This is a genomic window from Prevotella corporis DSM 18810 = JCM 8529 (assembly GCF_000430525.1).
Lineage (GTDB): Bacteria > Bacteroidota > Bacteroidia > Bacteroidales > Bacteroidaceae > Prevotella > Prevotella corporis.
Genome location: NZ_AUME01000092.1, coordinates 1 through 1,147 on the forward strand (window position 1 = coordinate 1; position 1,147 = coordinate 1,147).

Sequence of the window (1,147 nt, forward strand, 5' to 3'; positions counted from 1 at the left end):
CCAAGGTGCGTAACATTTTTTCTTCCATAATGCGAAGGTCGGAATTATTAAGATAAATAACAAATTATTCCCCCATTGATTTTCTACTGAGCCTAGAATGGGTCTATTTGATTGATTTTTTACTTGTTTGTTTTGGCATGTCTTACGAGTTTTATACCTTTGTATCAGATAACCTTAAATGATTAATGATGAAAGCTTCAAAATTATTATTTTTTATTTTCCCATTATTTGTAGTATTGAGTTGTTCCAGAGTTGAACTTGAGGAAGTTGACGGTGGCGGAAAACAACCAACGGAGACCACTGATGACGATGGAGATTATGACGTCGAAGATGATGAGAATCCTGATAAATTCTTTTCGGTTGCTGATTTTATGTCTCACGATTTTGGTGATAAGTCAGTTTGGGTGGTGGGATATATAGTAGGTGATTGTACGAAAAACATTAAAAATGCAGAGTGGGAAAAGCCATTCACATACGATACTGCTATTTTGCTTGCTGATGAATCCGGTGAAACGGATAGCGAAAAAGTAATAGCCATACAATTAAGGGCTGGAGAATTAAGAGAATTGTTCAGTCTCCATCTTAATCCTGACAATTATGGGAGGAAAGTCTGCTTCTACGGAACAAAGCAAAAATATTTGGGAGTTCCGGGAATGAAGAATGATATTGGAGGGTACGGATGGGCTGATGAATGAGTTGAATCGCAAAAATATTTTCTCTATCTCTACAATGCTTAACTTTCGTTGGCTGAAAGCTAACCTTTTGCACTGTGATACATCATGAATGGAGCGGTAAAAGCACACCTTTTGCAAACCAATTGATATTGTCCTGATTATCAGTAGATTAAGAAATGTATTTTAATTTCTGTTTTTGTCAAATAACTTTGTGAAGATAATGAGGTTACATGTGTGGTATCAAGAATCTATTTGCCACCGCCTGAATAAGAATTTTTTTGGGGGAAAGTTAGGCTGTGCTATTTAGCATTGGGACGAAACACGTCAAAACTTATGAATTGGATCTACTTTGTGTTAGGCATCACACAAATATTTACTATGCAAGTTCCAAAACGAAGTGCAATAAAAGAGTAGCCCTCGCCGAGAGATGCAGACGTTCTCGAAGCGTAGCGAGAGGTTGTCTGCATCTCTCG

At 37.2% G+C, this 1,147-nt stretch carries 1 protein-coding gene; it reads left to right on the forward strand.

Annotated features, from left to right (window positions below; all coding sequences use genetic code 11):
• The first annotated feature begins 185 nt into the window (after positions 1 to 185).
• On the forward strand, positions 186 to 695 hold the full coding sequence (locus H515_RS13465; RefSeq protein ID WP_051274764.1) for a DUF6359 domain-containing protein: 510 nt from the start codon (positions 186 to 188) through the stop codon (positions 693 to 695).
• Positions 696 to 1,147: the final 452 nt, after the last annotated feature.

Coding starts and splice junctions, on each gene's coding strand:
- H515_RS13465 (WP_051274764.1), top strand. CDS start 186: ATGATGAAAGCTTCAAAATTATTATTTTTTATTTTCCCATTATTTGTA.